The organism is Paenibacillus sp. J31TS4 (assembly GCF_018403265.1).
Taxonomy (GTDB): Bacteria; Bacillota; Bacilli; order Paenibacillales; family NBRC-103111; genus J31TS4.
Map to the genome: position 1 here is coordinate 259,815 of NZ_BOSI01000003.1, position 15,796 is coordinate 275,610.

General features: G+C 59.4%; 13 protein-coding genes. 3 read left to right on the forward strand and 10 right to left on the reverse strand.

The window, feature by feature from the left end; all coding sequences use genetic code 11:
* Window positions 1-17: 17 nt before the first annotated feature.
* Both rsbW and KJS47_RS16110 read right to left on the reverse strand, forming a co-directional pair.
* Complete coding sequence (gene rsbW / locus KJS47_RS16105) at window positions 18-455, reverse strand: anti-sigma B factor RsbW (protein WP_213526087.1); 438 nt, start codon at window positions 453-455, stop codon at window positions 18-20.
* Window positions 452-802 (reverse strand): STAS domain-containing protein, encoded by a 351-nt coding sequence (locus KJS47_RS16110; protein WP_213526088.1) that lies wholly within the window; start codon window positions 800-802, stop codon window positions 452-454. The genes rsbW and KJS47_RS16110 overlap by 4 nt, the downstream gene beginning before the upstream one ends.
* Window positions 803-1,037: 235 nt before the next feature.
* Here KJS47_RS16110 and KJS47_RS16115 point away from each other — a divergent pair, with 235 nt between their 5' ends.
* Window positions 1,038-1,202 carry a hypothetical protein gene (locus KJS47_RS16115; RefSeq protein WP_213526089.1) on the forward strand — a complete coding sequence of 55 codons (165 nt, stop codon included), beginning with the start codon at window positions 1,038-1,040 and terminating at the stop codon, window positions 1,200-1,202.
* 219 nt (window positions 1,203-1,421) lie between these two features.
* Here KJS47_RS16115 and KJS47_RS16120 read toward each other — a convergent pair whose 3' ends face one another.
* A complete protein-coding gene (locus tag KJS47_RS16120) occupies window positions 1,422-2,009 on the reverse strand; it encodes a hypothetical protein (protein ID WP_213526090.1) in 588 nt (195 codons plus the stop codon).
* Between the two features lie 40 nt (window positions 2,010-2,049).
* A complete protein-coding gene (locus KJS47_RS16125; protein WP_213526091.1) occupies window positions 2,050-2,304 on the reverse strand; it encodes a GlsB/YeaQ/YmgE family stress response membrane protein in 255 nt (84 codons plus the stop codon).
* A 246-nt stretch (window positions 2,305-2,550) separates the two neighbouring features.
* Between KJS47_RS16125 and KJS47_RS16130 the strand changes: the two genes are divergently transcribed.
* Complete coding sequence (locus KJS47_RS16130; protein WP_213526092.1) at window positions 2,551-3,363, forward strand: SDR family oxidoreductase; 813 nt, start codon at window positions 2,551-2,553, stop codon at window positions 3,361-3,363.
* Window positions 3,364-3,573: 210 nt separating this feature from the next.
* On the opposite strand, the gene KJS47_RS16135 is transcribed toward KJS47_RS16130, so the two are convergent.
* Window positions 3,574-4,773, reverse strand: coding sequence for a glucose-1-phosphate adenylyltransferase (locus tag KJS47_RS16135; protein WP_213526093.1), 1,200 nt, complete (start codon window positions 4,771-4,773; stop codon window positions 3,574-3,576).
* A 421-nt stretch (window positions 4,774-5,194) separates the two neighbouring features.
* Here KJS47_RS16135 and KJS47_RS16140 point away from each other — a divergent pair, with 421 nt between their 5' ends.
* Entirely contained in the window at window positions 5,195-6,721 is a 1,527-nt protein-coding gene (locus tag KJS47_RS16140) for a hypothetical protein (protein WP_213526094.1), read from the forward strand.
* Window positions 6,722-6,838: 117 nt separating this feature from the next.
* Here the strand turns inward: KJS47_RS16140 and KJS47_RS16145 are convergent, their stop codons facing one another.
* The 5 genes from KJS47_RS16145 to KJS47_RS16165 all read right to left on the reverse strand — a co-directional run bounded on the left by KJS47_RS16145 (window position 6,839) and on the right by KJS47_RS16165 (window position 15,489).
* Entirely contained in the window at window positions 6,839-7,375 is a 537-nt protein-coding gene (locus tag KJS47_RS16145) for a YflT domain-containing protein (RefSeq protein WP_213526095.1), read from the reverse strand.
* Between the two features lie 288 nt (window positions 7,376-7,663).
* A complete protein-coding gene (locus KJS47_RS16150) occupies window positions 7,664-9,727 on the reverse strand; it encodes a hybrid sensor histidine kinase/response regulator (RefSeq protein ID WP_213526096.1) in 2,064 nt (687 codons plus the stop codon).
* Window positions 9,728-9,750: 23 nt separating this feature from the next.
* Complete coding sequence (locus KJS47_RS16155; RefSeq protein ID WP_374707042.1) at window positions 9,751-10,614, reverse strand: CheR family methyltransferase; 864 nt, start codon at window positions 10,612-10,614, stop codon at window positions 9,751-9,753.
* 15 nt (window positions 10,615-10,629) lie between these two features.
* On the reverse strand, window positions 10,630-14,307 hold the full coding sequence (locus KJS47_RS16160) for a response regulator (RefSeq protein ID WP_213526097.1): 3,678 nt from the start codon (window positions 14,305-14,307) through the stop codon (window positions 10,630-10,632).
* Between the two features lie 24 nt (window positions 14,308-14,331).
* Window positions 14,332-15,489, reverse strand: a complete 1,158-nt coding sequence (locus KJS47_RS16165; RefSeq protein WP_213526098.1) for a SpoIIE family protein phosphatase — start codon at window positions 15,487-15,489, stop codon at window positions 14,332-14,334.
* Between the last annotated feature and the right edge of the window lie 307 nt (window positions 15,490-15,796).

The window sequence follows — 15,796 nt, forward strand, 5'->3', positions numbered from 1 at the left end:
CCCTCCTTCGGGTCTGTTTAATTGGGAAGGCGCTTCTTCAGAATGATCTCGGTCCCTTCTTCCTGGGCAATCTCGACATCATCCATCAACGCTCTCATTAAATAGATACCCATTCCCCCCGGTTCCCACTCATGGATCGAGGCGGGACGCTCGGGAAGCCGGACTTGCGACAGCTGCGGAACCGCCTCGGCGAAGCCCGCCCCTCTGTCCTTGATCCGGATCTCCAGTTCGTTCGGCCGCTTCTCGTAGCTGATCGTGATCCGTCCATCGCGCTCTCCCGGATAAGCGTGCAGCACGGCATTCGTGCAAGCCTCGGATACCGCCACTTTCATGTCTTCGATCTCCTCGTACGAATAGCCCAGCCGATGAGCAAAGCCGTACAGCGACAGCCGGACCAAATCCAGGTAATCGGCCTCTGCGGGAATCGTCAACGTAACTTGGTAATCCTCGTTCATGCCGTCCCTCCGCTCCCGCCTGGCTGGCCCGACGGAGCCAGCAGAAACTGGCTGATGCCGGTCATGTCCAGCAGACGCTTGATCTTCGAAGGTACGTTCTCGACGGATAGCGCACCGTCCACCTCCGCGCGGTATTTCAGGATGGAGATCAAAATCCCCATGCCGGTGCTGTCAATGTATTTCAACTGGCCAAGATCCAGGACAAGCGTCTTCTCCTTCCGCGGCAGAGCCGCCTCGAGCGAAGAGCGCAAATAAGGAGCCACCGCCAGATCGAGTTCGCCGGACAAGGAGAAGATCATCCGGTCCTTCGTCTCCTGGTAGTGGACTTGGAATGTTTTGGGAGTCATGCCTACCACCTCAAACTCACATTATTGTCCCCGGCCATTTCCGGGGCTAACTTCCTTGTTAAAAGGAAGCCGCTCTTATTTCCTCTATTCATCATACAATGCCGGGCGCGGGAAGGAAAGCCGCAATTACCGAATAGGGAAGCCGCCGGAAAACGGTTTCACGAGTCCGGTTCCCGGTTAATACTTTCTAAGAAGGAGCACCTCAGACGAACGATCCGGAAAGGAGGGGATCCTCTTGGACCAAAGAAAAGATATCGAAGTCGACGAGCGCCACACGAACGTGGAGCGTAAATCCGATTCCAGCGCCGTGGCCTCTACCTTCATCAAGTATCTGGCTTACTGCATTATCTTCTTTGGGGCGCTGTACTTCCTCGTCAAATACGTCTTCCCGATGTTCTAAAAGCGGACGGGCCCGTCCCGACGAGAGACCGGCGCATACGAGCAGCCGGTCTCGCGGCATGTCCGGCGGCGGCAGCCGCCCGCTTCGCTATGGCTAGTTTGCCCGCGCCGTTCATCCGGATGCAGCAATCGGGAATAAAGCAACCAGCCCGCTGCTTGCGCAGCGGGCTGGTTGGGCTCATATAGAGGGCGCCGGGCAGACCCGGTCCCCCCCTCGTTGTTACTCGCCCGAGCGGGCGAAGAGATGAATCGTCTTCAGCTTGTCCCCATCTGTATACAGCTTGAGCGCCGTCCACTCGGTCTTATACACAAGCCCGTCCTCCGCCTTGAAGTCCGGCTGGCCGAGCCGCTTCAGCAGGGGTCCGAGCCGATTGGGCAGCGAAACTCCGTCGAGCTCGAACGACGCCGCATTCGGAGAGATCCCGATATACGCGATGGACCCGCTGTCAAACGCGACCTCCATCTCCGGGTAGATCAGGATCTCCTGTCCCCGGAACAAAGGATCGGATACCGTATCGACCGGAGCGCCCAGCTTGCGCAGCACCGTCTGCTTGTCGTCCGAGAGATCCACTCCGTTCACCGATCGCAGCACCTGCCCCCGGGCCGGCTCCTCCTGTTCGTAACGGAGGTCGGCGTGACGGGCTTGCGCCATCCCCTCGGAGCGGGAGGCCGCGCCGTCGTCAGTGATCACGGCCGAGCCATTCGCCGCGGCAGGGGGCTCCTGCTTCGGGGCAGCCCCCTTCTCTACAGGCTGACCCGCCAGCAGCAGGCTGCCGAACAACATAACGCCGAGTGCGATCTTTTTCATAGGTGTTGGTCCTCCTTTTGCGTCGCCCTAGCTGCTAGCCCTAGGCCGAGAGCGTAAGCTTCGACAGGACGGATAGGATGAGCGTGAACAGAATGGCGCCGATGAACGAGGCTGCGATGGGAAAATCGAAGAGAGTAGGCCCCCATTTGCCGAGTATATAATAGCCGAGCCAGGCGCCTGCGAATCCGGTGACGAACGATCCGGCCAGCCCCCCGGGAATGTTGTCCTTAATCAGGTAATGCCCGATATACCCAACAACTAGCGCTACCGTAATCAACATTAAGAATGTTGTCATGTTACCACCTGCTCATAAGTTAAATCTTGATGCCTTCCGTCGATTGACTTATCTTTCTTTACCCTTTTGCCGCCCCGCGTGAACCAGAAAATCCCCAAAAAACGGAAACCGCCTGCCCTCTTGCTCCGCTTTCGGTGCGGCCGGCACCGATATGCTTGCTCACTTGATTCAGAAAAAACTCCCTTTGGGTAAACTATGTTGGAAAGTATCGATGGGACTATACATATTGAAGGAGGCTATATGCAGATGGCAGATACGAAGCAGCACGCTGAGGACCGCGCGCAGCGGGTCAAAGGAATGACCGCGCTCGTCACCGGAGCCGGCTCGGGCATCGGCCGGGCCGCCGCTCTCCGGCTGGCCCGGGAAGGGGCCCGCGTATGTCTGGTGGACCTGAAAGAGGAGCATGCCGCGGACGTCCGCGAGGAAATCGAGAGGGCCGGCGGGGAGGCATTCGTCGCCGAGGCCGATATCTCGCACGGCAGCGAGGTCGAGGAAGCGGTCCGGCGGACGGTCGACCGCTGGGGCCGGCTCGACATTGTCTTCGCGAACGCGGGCATCAACGGCAAGGTCGCCCCGATCGAGCACCTGACCGAGGAGGAGTGGAACCACACGCTGAGCACGAATCTGAACGGCACATTCCTGACGGTCAAATATGCGGTCCCTCATTTGAAGGAACGCGGCGGGAGCATCATCATCACCAGCTCCATCAACGGCAACCGGTACTTCAAGAGCTTCGGCTTCTCGGCCTACAGCACGTCGAAGGCCGGACAGGTCGCCTTCATGAAGATGGCCGCTCTGGAGCTTGCCCAGTACAAAATCCGGGTCAATGCGATATGCCCCGGCGCTATCCAGACCAATATCGACGACAGCACGTTCAAATCCCCGGAGCTCGACGAGATTGTGATCCCCGTCGAATACCCCAAGGGACAGCAGCCGCTCGAGCAAGGGCCCGGCTCTCCCGAGCAGGTCGCCGAGCTCGTCACCTTCCTGGCGAGTCCGGACGCCAGTCATATTACCGGGACCTCGGTCTACATCGACGGCGCCGAGTCGCTGCTCTGAACGTCTGTGCACTCACATTGGCACTGTCTTTTGCCTCTCCCTTGGGAGAGGCTTCTTTTGTTCGCCTGCTCCCGTCTGTACAGACCAGTCCAAGTCCGCCCCTCCCGCCGAACAGGCGCGACGAGGCGAAGCCGATGCTAGCCGCATACAGCAAAAAAAACCGGCCGATTCAGGCCGGCCGGGCATGGTTATAGAATAAATAAGGAAGGGTTATCCAATCTTTTCCAAGGCAAGCTTGCTGCGCTGCAGAAAGATTTTCGGCATTTTCTCGCCTTCGCGGTAGACGACTTCATGGTCCCCGATGACCGTAATTTCGTTGGCATCCGGGTTGCCGATGACGCTGCCCTCGCGGATGACGCTGCCCTCGCCGATGATAGCGTTGTAGATGGCCACATTGGAGCCGATCTTCACATTCGGCATGATGATGCTGTCCTTGATGACGCTCCCTTTGGCTACCTCGGCGCCATGGAACAGCACCGAATGGTGAACGCGTCCATAGACGGTGCAGCCCTCGCTCACGAGCGAGCGGGTGATGCTGGCGCTTGGCGCAACATACTGAGGCGCGGTCTGCGCGATGTTGGTATACACCGGCCATTCCTCTTCGTTGATCTCGAACTCCGGGCTCTCGTCGAGCAGATCCATGTGAGCCTCCCAGAGGCTCTCGATGGTGCCGACATCCTTCCAGTAGCCCTGGAACGGATAAGCGTACAGCTGAGAGCCTTTGCGGAGCAGGCACGGAATGACGTCCTTGCCAAAATCATGGCTGGATTCCGGATTGCGCTCGTCCTCCTCCAGGCACTCCTTAAGAGCCTTCCAGCTGAAGATATAGATGCCCATGGAGGCCAGGTTGCTCTCGGGCTTGGCCGGCTTCTCGGCGAACCGGGTAATCCGGTTGTCATCCCCTGTGCTCATGATGCCGAAGCGGCTTGCCTCCGCCCAATCCACCTCAATGACCGAGATGGTGACGTCCGCGTTCTTTTCCTTGTGGAATTTGAGCATCTTGTTGTAATCCATATTGTATATGTGGTCCCCCGAGATGATGAGAACATATTCGGGGTTGTACTTCTCCATGAATTTCATGTTCTGGTAGACAGCGTTCGCCGTACCGGTGTACGGGCTGATGCCCCCTCGGCCGGACGGTGGAGACAGCAGCGCGACGCCGCCCTCTGGATGGTTCAGCTTCCACGCCTCTCCGGTCGCGACATGCTGATGCAGCGCATGCGGCTGATATTGGGTCAGCACGCCTACCGTCTCGATTCCCGAATTGGTGCAATTGCTGAGCGTAAAATCGATGATTCTATATTTGCCGCCGAACGGCACGGCCGGTTTGGCCAAATTCGAGGTCAAGGCTCCCAGCCTTCTGCCTTCTCCACCCGCCAACAGCATAGCCACGCATTCCGTTTTTCGCATTTATATCACCTTTCCTCTAGAAGTATGGTTGGTTAAGTATGTTGGCAATACGAGTATGTGGATGCTTGCTCTCCGGCGTCGGAAGGAGCGGCTTGGATTCGCCCTCCTTACTATCCCCCCGCGATGGCTTTTTTATCGCTCTGCGGGGAAACCTACCGATTCGCCGGAATGAGGACAGGCTGTACGCCCGTCTTGCCAAGGAAGCTGCCGCCTCGTGATAGGTTCCGATTGTTCGTTAGCCGCAAAAAAAGAGAACAAGGTCCCGGTTTATGCGGTCCTTATCTATTTAACCCGGCCGCTGTGGAGTGAAACACGCCTTAAGGAAAAATATAGAAACAAAAATGCGTTTCGATCGGACGCATTTTGTTTAAAGTAGGACTGCCTTAGCTAACAGGACTTTCCACGAAAACGAGGGATTTCCATGACAAAAGACGAACGCAACGGCCGGGAAACCGGCCCACTGCCTGGTCCCGGTACGAATTCGGCCGGCTGTTTGTCGTTCTCGGACGAACAGATCCGCCGTGAGCGCAGGGAGGACTGGGAGGAGGCCGCCTGGCTGCTGGAGGAATGCCGCAGCAAGTATGAGGAGCTACGTGCGGCCTCCCGCGAACGGGAGGAGCTCGTGCCCCTCGGCTTTTGCCAGGAGAGGCTGGCGGCGCTGCAGGCCGAGCTGGATGACTGCCGCGCAAGCGGGGACCTCCGGTTCGAGCGATTCCTCGAGATCAAATATGAGATCCGGCTGCTGCTCAAGCAGCTCGCCGGCCTCTTGTCGGGCAGCGATTGGCAGTCGCCTTCGTTTACGCGCAGCCCCGTCCCGGAGGCCGGCTTTGGCCAGCTCGAGCGCAACGTCTACCTGCGCACGGGCGGCAGTCTGGACGTCGGCGATTATGAGGAGGCGTTTTTCTGCGCCTATTTCCCGGCTCCCGAGCCCGTCCTCCGCCACACGGCCCGCGCCGTCACCGTCTCGGGCATGAAGGCGCTGGAGGCGGCGCTGCTCTTGGCTAGACGCGGATCTGCCGCGCCCGTCCGCGTGACGGTGCAAGCGGGCTATTACCTCGAAGGCGTCGAGCTGCTCCGAGAGCTTGTGCCGGAGGCCGAGATCCGGTCCGCCTCCGAGCTCTATCGGCTGCTTGAGGAAGAGCCGGGCAACCACTGCGTGCTGGTCGAGCCCGGTCAGACGTGGCCGATCCGCGAGCCCGCAGAGCCAGAGCGGCTGTTCGCCGCCCTTGCCCGCCGCCGGAGGGAGGCCGGGCCGGTGACGGTGATCGTCGACCGGACGCTGTCGGCCATCGCCGACCCGTCACTCTCCCACTACGCAGAGCGGCTGCCCGAGCAGGTGACGCTCATCGTGGTCGAAAGCGGGATCAAATACTACCAGTACGGCTTGGAGCTGACCCACCTCGGCTTCCTCGCCGTCTACCGACGCGGCCTGCAGGTCCGCGAGACGGAAGAGCGGCTGCGCGGCTGGCTGAACCTGCTGTCCGGCAATCCCGACCCCGCCCTGATCGAACGGCTGCCTCGCCCGTCCTGGGAACGGACCGAGCGCCGGCTGGCCCGCATGGCGCGCAATGCGGGCGAGCTCGCGGCGTTCTTTTCCCGGCTGCAAAGCGAGGGACGCGTGATCCGCGTCCATACATCCATACCGGCCGCCCGGGGCTACCGGATCGGCAGCACGCCCTGGATCGGCTCTCTCCTTTATCTCCAGCTGCCGGGAGCGGTGTCCTACACGGATTACGAGCAGCTGGCCTTTGCCTGGGAGCAGGCGTGCCGGCCTTCGCAGCACGTTCACTTCGGGGGCAGCTTCGGCTTCGATACGATGCGGATCAACGCGGTCGAAGACCCGGACCGCCCGGACGCATGCGCGCTCCGCCTGTCGGTCGGCCGGGATACGGCGGCCGAGCTGGCCGATCGGATGCAGGCATTCGACCGGCTGCTCGGCGGCCGCTGACGTCCGCCTGCGGCGACGCCGCCGGACGGCCCGAAGGGCACAAAAAAACCCCCGTTCCTCGAACGGGGGTTTTTTGAGCTTGTCCGTCGCTGGGGTTCGCGCGGGAGCGTATGCCGGTCAGTTGATCGAGTCCGGGCGGCTCGGATCCGCATCGTAGCGGGACCCGGTCAGCGAACGGTGGGTGCGGAACGTATCGGTCACCCGGCCGTAGCGGTCGGCATCCGCATCGACGAGGACGAGAATGCGGCCTTCGTCCACATAGCCGCTGTACTCCTCCGCCTCGGACTTGGAGACGCCCATGCCGATCAGGCCGCCGACCAGACCGCCGGCACCGGCACCTACAGCCGCGCCCGACAGCGTCGCGATGATCGGACCGGCGGCGATAATCGGGCCGACGCCCGGAATCGCGAGTGCCCCGATGCCTGCCAGGAGGCCGGTGACGCCGCCCACGACGCCGCCGGTCGCAGCGCCCGTAGCTGCGCCCTCTTCCGCTTCCGTTCCGGTTTCCGATTCTACACGGTCCAGATTGTCGCGGTTTTTGGCGACGACGGAGATGTCATCCGAGCTGTACCCTTGCGCCTTGAGATCGTCAATCGCGCGAATCGCTTCTTCTTCTGTCTCGAATACGCCTACCACTTTCTTTTCCGTTGCCATCGAATTCCCTCCTTAAACGTATCTAGCGGCTTCTGCTCTCTCCTTGTTGCTACTAGTTTCTTACCCAAGCCCCTTCCCCGTTAAACAGGCGGCGCCTCCTCCTCTCCGCCTACCCGCTCAGGACCCAAGTCCCAGAGACCGTGCCGACCATCCTCCCCTTGTCCGCAGGAAATGCGCAAACAAAAAAGCCGGCAGCCATCCGAACGTCTTCGGAGCGGCTGCCGGCTTCCTTGCACCGAACACCTGACGGCATCGCCAGGACTTGTCTTGCAGATATAGGTGATGCGGTCAGGCCGTAGGGACCAGGTAGCGTTCCATGACAGTCTTCACCCGCTCGATCCGGATCGGCTTCGGGATGAAATCGGCCATGCCGGTCCGGATGCAGCGTTCCTTGTCCTCACTCATCACATTGGCCGTCATCGCAACGATAGCGGGACGCTCCTCCGGCGGCAGCGAGGCGAGAATGCGCTTCGTCGCCTCCAGGCCATCCATCTCCGGCATTTGAATATCCATGAAGATGAGGTCGTACCGCTTGCGCGAGACGGCCTCCAGTACTTCGCGGCCGTTCAGCGCGACATCGGCCCGGTGACCGAGCGTCTCAAGCACGCGGAGCAGCAGCTTCTGATTGACGGCATTGTCCTCTGCGATCAGAATGTTACGGATGCCGGAATCCGGGCCTTCCCCTTTACCCGCTTGCCCGGCATCCTCCTGGTCTGAGGTTCCCTCCTGCTTGGACTTGCTCGGGTCCCAGTGGAACGGCGCGACCCGAATCGTAAAGACAAAGGTCGCCCCCTTCTCCTCGTTCGAGCGGTCCAGGCGGATATGCCCGCCCATCAGCTCAACTAGGTTTTTGCAGATGGCGAGTCCCAGCCCCGTTCCGCCGTACTTGCGGTTCATGGACGAATCGAGCTGGGAGAACGGCTTGAACAGATGGCTCCGCTTGCTCTCGTCGATGCCGATTCCCGTATCCTTGACGGCGAATTCGATCACGATGTCGCCCTCCACCTCAGCCTGCTTGCTGACGACGACGTAGACGCCGCCCTTGTCGGTGAACTTGATGGCGTTGCCTACCAGATTGATGAGCACCTGCCGCAGCCGGGTCACATCACCGATGACATAGGCCGGTAGATGAGGATCGAGATAGTATTCCATCTCGAGATCGGGCGACCGGCTCGCCTTGAACAGATCGAACGTCTCCTCGATGCAGGCGGTCAGCTCGAACGGCTCCTCGTCGAGCTCCATCTTGCCGCTCTCGATCTTGGAGAAGTCGAGGATGTCGTTGATGACCGCGAGCAGCGCGTCGCCGCTCTTGCGGATCACCTCGGCCAGCTCGCGCTGCTCGTCGTTCAGGCCCGTCTCGAGCAGCAAATCGGTCATGCCGATGACGCCGTTCATCGGCGTCCGGATCTCGTGGCTCATCGTCGCCAGAAATTCGGATTTCACCTTGGACGCGCTCTCCGCCGCTTCCTTGGCCTGCAACAGTTCTTGCTCGGCCTTCTTGCGCTCCGTAATATCGCTGACCGTGCAGGCGAAGAGATGGTCCTCTCCGATATACGCCTCGCCGATCTGCAGCTCGGCCGGAAACAGCGCGCCGTCCTTGCGGGGCAGCGTCATCTCGGACAGCTTGCCGGTAATATACCGACTGACAACCGGAGCCTCTCCGCCGTCCCTCGCCCCGCCGTTCTCCAGGCAGTTGAGGTCCGGAATCAGGAGCGTCATCTTCTGCCCGCGCAGCTCTTCCTCGGAGAAGCCGAACATGCGCGTCGCCGCGGGGTTGACTGTCAGGATGACGCCGTCCGCGTTGAAGGTGATCATCGCGTCGATCGACGTCTCGCGAATAACGCGCGCCTGCGCCTCCGCCTTGCTTAGGCTGAGCGTCGTCAGAAGCAGCTCCTTGTTCGCCTGCTCAAGCTGGCGGGTCTTCTCCTCGAGCAGCTCGGTCTGCCGCTGAAGCGTCTTGTTGCTGATATATAAATTGACGAAGCCTTCGATCTTGGACTTCAGCGTCTGCGGGACGAACGGCTTCACCATATAGTCGATCGCGCCGACGGAATAGCCGGTGAAGAAATGCTCGGCTTCCTTGCTCGTCGCGGTTATGAAGATAATCGGAATGTCCTTGGACCGGTCCCTGGCCTTGATGAACCTGGCCGTCTCGAATCCGTCCATCCCGGGCATCTGTACGTCCATCACAATCACGGCAAATTCCAGCTTGAGCAGACAGCGAAGCGCCTCTTCCCCGGAGTTCGCCCTGACGAGATTGTAGTTTTCTTCCGCCAGGACAGCTTCCAGAGCCAGCAGGTTCTCGGGGTGGTCATCCACAAGCAGGATATTGATGGGATAAGGGGAATCCATAGCCATGCTCCTGTCCTGAATTATTATTTCACTTTGCGATACAGCTTCTCTCTCGGATCCATGGCCTCGTAGCTGTCGGCATGCTTGGAAAAATTGATCGACTCCCGGTTCCCGAGCGCCAGCACGCCGAAGCGTGTCAGGCTCTCGTAGAACAGGTCGTGGACATGGTCCTGGAGTTTCTTATTAAAGTAAATCAACACATTTCGGCAAAAAATAACATGAAACTCGTTAAAAGATCGGTCCGTGACCAGATTATGCTGGGCGAACACGATGTTTTCCTTCAAAAACGGATGGAACGTGACCGTCTCCCGCGAGGCGGTGTAATACTGAGAGAACGCGCCCGTCCCCCCCGCCAGCTGATAATTGCGGGTATATTCCTGCATCCGGCGGATGGAGAACGAGCCTTCTCTCGCCTGGTTGATGATGTTTTCGCTGATGTCGGTCGCGTAGATCCGAGTCTTGCTGTACAGCCCTTCCTCATGCAGCAGGATAGCCATCGAGAACACTTCTTCTCCGGTCGAGCAGCCCGCATGCCAGATCCGGATGAACGGATACGTACGCAGGAGAGGGACGACCTTGGTCCGAAACGTCAGGAACAGGGCCGGGTCCCGGAACATCTCCGTTACGTTGATAATGATGTCGTTCACGAGTAGATGCATCTCTTTGTCGCTGTGCAGCACCTTCTCTTGCAGCGCCGAGATCGACTTGAGCTTGAGCGCGTGCGCCCGGTGCCACAGCCGCCGGCGGATGGAATTGTACGAATAATCGCGGAAATCGAAGCCGTACAGCCGGTAGATGCCCTCGAGCAGCAGCTCGATCTCAATGCGCTCGCGTTCATTCTCCGGGTCAGGCGTCCCCGGTAGGTCAAGAAAGTTCTGCGGGAAAATAGGCAGTCACCACCCTTATTTATAGAGCCAAACCTTTAACAGCGACAGCAGCTGGTCCGTGTTGATCGGTTTCGTGATGTAGTCGGACGCGCCGGCCTCAATGCACTTGTTCCGATCCTCCTTCATCGCCTTGGCGGTGAGGGCGATAATCGGGATCCGCTCCCAATCCGGCATCTCGCGGATGCGCCGCATCGTCTCGTAGCCGTCCATCTCGGGCATCATGATATCCATCAGGATAAGATCGATATCCTGCTGCGATTCGAGCAGCTGCAGCGCCTCGACACCGTTCTCCGCAAACGTGACTTTCATGCCGTACTGCTCGAGCACACTCGAGAGAGCGAACACGTTGCGGATATCGTCGTCCACAAGGAGCAGGCTCTTGCCTTCGAAGCTGGCTTCCTTGCTGTACAGCTTCTCGAGGATCTGCCGCTTCTCTTCCGGCAGGTTGGCTTCCACGCGGTGGAGGAAGAGCGCCGTCTCGTCGAACAGCCGCTCCGGAGACTTCACATTCTTAATAATAATAGATTCGGCGTATTTTTTCAGTTTGCGCTCCTCGTTCTTGTCGAGGTCGCGGCCAGTGTAGATGATGATCGGCAGCTCCTTGAGGTTCTCGTCTTCCCGGATCGTCTCGAGCAGGTCGAACCCGCCGATATCCGAGAGGCCGAGATCGAGCACCATGCAGTCGTAATGATGATGCTTCAGCTCACGGAGCGCCTCTCTTCCCTTAGTAAGCGCCGTAATATGCACGTCCTCGTGGCCGATCAGCTCGACGAGGCTGTGCAGCAGCTCCTCGTCGTCCTCGACAATCAGCAGTTTCTTCATGCTGCGGTCGAGGAACGATTGGATATGGGCGAACGCATCGTCGAGGTTCTCCCGGCTCGCCGGCTTGCGCAGATAGGCGAACGCGCCCATATTGAGCCCCTGCTGCGTGTCGTCGATGACCGACATGACATGCACCGGGATGTGGCGGGTATCTGGATTCTGCTTGAGATGATGCAGAATCGACCAGCCGTCGAGAACCGGCAGCTGAATATCGAGAATGATAGCGTCCGGCTTGTACTTCTGCGCGAGCGCGAGCCCCTTGTCGCCCTGGGTCGCGACCAGCACCTTGAAGCCGCGAGGCTGCGCCATCTCCAGAATCACCTTGGCGAAGTGGACGTCGTCCTCGATGATCAGCAGCACTTTATCCTTAGGCTCGATCGCATACCGGTCGTCCTCCACCTCGGAAGGCACAAGCAGTGTCGGATCCGACAAATTCATGCGCGGAATGATAATTTCCTGGGACAGGTCGGCCGGCTCCACCAGATCCTGGTTCGCCGCGACCTCCTTCCAAACCTGCTGCTCCGCCTCTTGCGGGGACGGACGCGACGGCAGGAAGAGGGTGAAGCTGCTGCCCTTGCCTTCCTCGCTCTCGAGCGCAATCGTACCGCCGAGGAGACGGGCCAGTTCCCGGCTGATCGACAGGCCGAGGCCCGTGCCTCCGTATTTGCGGCTCGTCGTGCCGTCCGCCTGCTGGAACGCCTCGAAGATCAGCATACGCTTGTCTTCGGGAATGCCGATTCCGGTGTCGATAACGGAAATGGCGAGCGCCTCGGTTCCCTGCGCTTCTTCGAGCGGGTGATCGGCAGTCATACGGGCGTGCACCGTTACGCTGCCGCTCTTGGTGAACTTGAAGGCGTTCGACAGCAGGTTCCGAAGCACCTGCTCCAGACGATGGCGGTCGGTGTAAAACCGATGCGGGACATTCTCGTCGAACAGGACCCGGAACTTGACGCCGCTCTTCTTGGCGATCGGCATGAAGTTCCGCCGGAGGAACGGCTCAATCTCGCGAAGTGGGAACTCCTCCGGATGCACCTCCATCTTGCCGGCTTCGACCTTGGACAGATCGAGAATCTCGTCGATGAGACGGAGGAGGTCCGAGCCGGACGAATGAATGGTGCCCGCGAATTCGACCTGCTTGGGTGTCAGGTTGCCCTCCTTGTTGTCAGCTAACAGCTGGGACAGGATGAGCAGGCTGTTCAGCGGCGTCCGCAGCTCATGCGACATGTTGGCCATGAATTCGGATTTGTATTTGGACGTAAGGGCGAGCTGCAGCGTCTGCCGTTCGAGCTCGGACTTGGTCTTCTGAATCTGCCGGTTGACCTCCTCGGTCTCCCAAATATGGCGTTCCAGCAGCTGTGTCTTCTTCATCAGCTCGTCGTTGCTCTGCTCGAGCTCCTCCTGCTGCCGCTGGAGCATCTCCTCCGAGCGCTGAAGCGACTTGGTCTTCTCCTCGAGCTTCTCGTTGGACGCCCGCAGCTCCTCCTGCTGGGACAGAAGCTCCTCCGACTGGGTCTGGAGCTCCTCGGTCAGGTTCTGAGAAATTTGCAGCAGGTTCTCGACCCGCTTGCGGCCGATCAGGTTGTTCAGCATAATGCCGACGTTGTCGCACAGCTGATCGAGCAAATGGAGCTGCAGCGGGTTGAACTCGTTCAGCGACGCAACCTCCACGACCCCGATAATCTCTTCCTCATACCGGATCGGATGGACAATGAGGCTGACCGGACTGATCTCGCCAAGTCCCGAGTTGATCTTGATGTAATCGGACGGAACGTCGCTCAGGAGAATCGTCTCGTTGTCGAGCACGCTTTGGCCGACCAGACCTTCTCCGACGCGGAACGAGCGGTTCAGCCGGATCCCGTCCTTGTAGGCGTAGGAGCCGGTCAGCGTCAGCAGGCCGTCGTCCTGTTCATTGTCGAGCAAGTAGATCGCGCCGTAGCTGGCGCCGACCATCGGCGTAACCTCGCTGACGAAGCGCTGGCACACCTTGTCTAGATCGTTCACGCCCTGCAGCTGCGTATTGATCTGGACGAGATTGGTCTTCAGCCAGTTCTGCTCCTCGTTCACGCGGTTCAGCTCCCGCTCGCGGCGGGTCTTCTCCTGCAGGTCAATCGCCATCGTCGTGAACGCCGCGGCCACCTCTCCGATCTCGTCCTTGGTCTTCACCTTGGCGAGCTCTCGGGCATCCACCAGCCCGTGGGCGAAGCTGCTGATCATCCGCGAGACGGTCGACAGGCCGCCGGTGATGCTGTAGATGATCCAGAACATGATCGCAAGACCGATCAAGAGGCCGATGATGCTGATTGCGAAGGTCCCCATCAGGCTGCTCTGGTTGTTGTCCTGGGACGCCTTCACTTCCTTGTCCATCATCCGTTCCTCGTATTTGGCGAGATCCTCGAGCTGACCGTGGACCGTCTCCTGGATGGTTAGTCCCGTTGTCTGTCTTAACTGGTTTGCCTCCGAGGACCGCCCCTCTCCGACCAGCCGGACGACGTCGTCGCGGTACTGGAGATATTTCTCGCCCGACTTCACGATGTTCTGAACGAGCTGCTCCTCCGTGTTGTCGGTCGTTTCCTGCGTCATTTTGTACAGATCGGAAAACATGTCGGTTGCGCTGTCCGAGCGCGATTTGATCTCTTCATTGATCTTGGTTTTGTCACCTGACGCGTTTATCAGGTCGACGAGGCTTTTCGATATTTCATAGACTTCCGTCCGGGTGTTCAGGGCCAGCTTGACCTTGGTATACCGGTTTCCGTACAGCTCCTTGATATTGTCGTCCAGCGAGGTCATCCGGCTGATGCCGACGCCCGCCAGGGCGAACATGAGAAAGATCAGGGCCCCGAACCCCAGGAACAGCTTTGTGCGGATTTTCACCCTACGTTTCTCCCCTCTAGCAATCTAGTCTTCCTCGCGCTTGGTATGAAGCATGACGAGACACATGTCGTCCTGCTGGTTGCGGCGCCGCTCTTCCGGCACGATCCTCTCGACCACATCGGTGCACATCTCGTCCCGGAAGTCCGCGAGCACCTCGACCAGCCGGCCCATGCCCTCGATCTCATCCTTCTCCTCTACCATCGCTTCGGCCAGGCCGTCCGTATACAGGAACAGCCGCGCCGAGTCGCGGTAGCGGATCGTTTCCTTCTGAATCTCTATCTTCTCGAAGAAGCCGATGGCGCAGCAGCCTTTGTCGAGCATCTGCACCTCTCCGTCGTCCAGATAGGCGACGGCCGGCGGATGCCCGGCGTTGACGTACTCAATCGTCTTCTCTCTCGTATCGATCACCAAATAAATGGCGGTGAAATAATAGTGCATGAAGTGCTCTTTGTTATAGAGCTGGCTCATATAGCGGTTCAACTCCTGCATGACCAGCTCGGGGTCGACCAGCGCCGTGATCGTGTCCTGCAGGGCAGAGGAAATGAACATGCAGACGAGCGAGGAGGAGATGCCGTGTCCCATCGTGTCGAGCAGAATCACGCCATAACGGTGCTCGTCGATCTGATACCACGAATACATGTCGCCGGCAAGCTCGGAGGAAGGGTAGTAGTTGGCGCAGATAGAGATGCTGGCATTGTCGACCGGCTGGCTCAGCACGCTGCGCTGCACCTGTCTCGCCAGATCGAGCTCGTAGCGGATCTTGCGGTCGCGCTCGATGTGCCAGTCTTTCTCCTCCTTGAGCCGCAGCGCCACGCGGATGCGGGCCATCAGCTCCACCTTGTTGATCGGCTTCATGACGTAATCGCTCGCGCCCATGTCGAGCGCCTCCGCCAGCTTGTTGGAGTCGCCGAGCGCGGTGACGATGATGATCGGGATGTCCCGGAGCCGCTCCACCTGCTGGATCCGGCGGCACACCTCGAGACCGTCGATCTCCGGCATCATCATGTCGAGCAGGATGAGGTCGGCCGATACGTCGGCCGCGTCCGGCGAGTCGATCTTCAGGTAGTCGAACAGCTCGTAGGCGGAATTCGCCTTGACCGTGTCCGTGTAGCCTTCGTTTTTGAGGATTTTCTCTATAATGATCAGATTGACGGGATTGTCGTCGACGATAAGTATGCTCATAATTCTCTAGATCTCCTTTGCTTATAGAGCCCCTCCGGCCGCAAAAATTCGCCCCGGGTTTCTTCACTGCCCCTCTTCTTTGTGCAGATTGTCCATACTTAGGCGTGGGAGTCCACTATCCAGTTTAGCGCAGTCCCCCCTATTCGTCCATGCGGGAGAGGCGACTAATTCCCCCCTCCGCAGCCAATTCCGTCCTATCCGGGCAGCTTGTCCCTTATGTAAAATGCCAATCTCGGAAAGGCCGCAAAACAGGAAAAACTGCCCCGGCATAGACAGGGCAGTTCGGAGTGCCGGATAAGGGCGGACA